This is a genomic window from Streptobacillus notomytis (assembly GCF_001902585.1).
Lineage (GTDB): Bacteria > Fusobacteriota > Fusobacteriia > Fusobacteriales > Leptotrichiaceae > Streptobacillus > Streptobacillus notomytis.
The window spans coordinates 1-717 of record NZ_LKKV01000083.1 but is presented as its reverse complement, the minus strand read 5'-3'; the positions used below and the strand labels follow the sequence as shown (position 1 = coordinate 717).

General features: G+C 26.1%; 1 pseudogene. It reads left to right on the top strand.

Going from position 1 to position 717, the window contains the following annotated elements:
• A pseudogene (locus BUE91_RS07130) lies at nt 1-717 on the top strand (hypothetical protein); the annotation flags it as partial.

Below are 717 nucleotides of genomic sequence, written 5' to 3'. Positions count from 1 at the left end.
ATATGAAGAAGAACACGCATATTTATCAAATGCAGAGGTTTCGGGAATTAAGGGAACAAGTAGGATATTAGGGCATTATTCAGGATCACTTTATGGAGATTCTCCTCTTAGATACATTCCTAAAATTTTATTTGATGAAATACATTCTAATAAGAATTTTAAAAGTCTTTCAAGTTTAGTAAAGATATTTGAAAAATCAAATACTCCTTTAGCAACGGATTTTATTTCTCCAGCTACAGGATTAAGTAAAGAATTTAACAACAAAAAAGAGCTTAATAATATAATTGGGAAAATTTCTACAAAGCTATATAAAAGATTGGGAATAGGGCTAGATAAAAAATATTCTAGTTTAGGAATTTGGACTCAAATACCAGATTATTTTTCCTCAATTTTACCAGGGTATAATAAAAACTTTGATTATTCAAGTATTAAAATGGATGAATTAGACCCAGATTACTTATATAATGGAATTAAAAAAATGATAATATCTAAAAAAGAAGATATTGGAGAAATTTTAGATAAAAGTGATAAGTATAAATTAAGAGAAAAAATTCATTATTTTGACTTTGATGTTCAAAGATATTTAATAGAAGAATTGTTTAGGGAATACAATATAGATAAGATTAAAGCTTTAGCTGAATCAAGTGTTGGTGGAATAATAGCAGACATTTTTACAGGTGGAAAAATTAGTAGTATATTAAATGATTTACCCAAGAT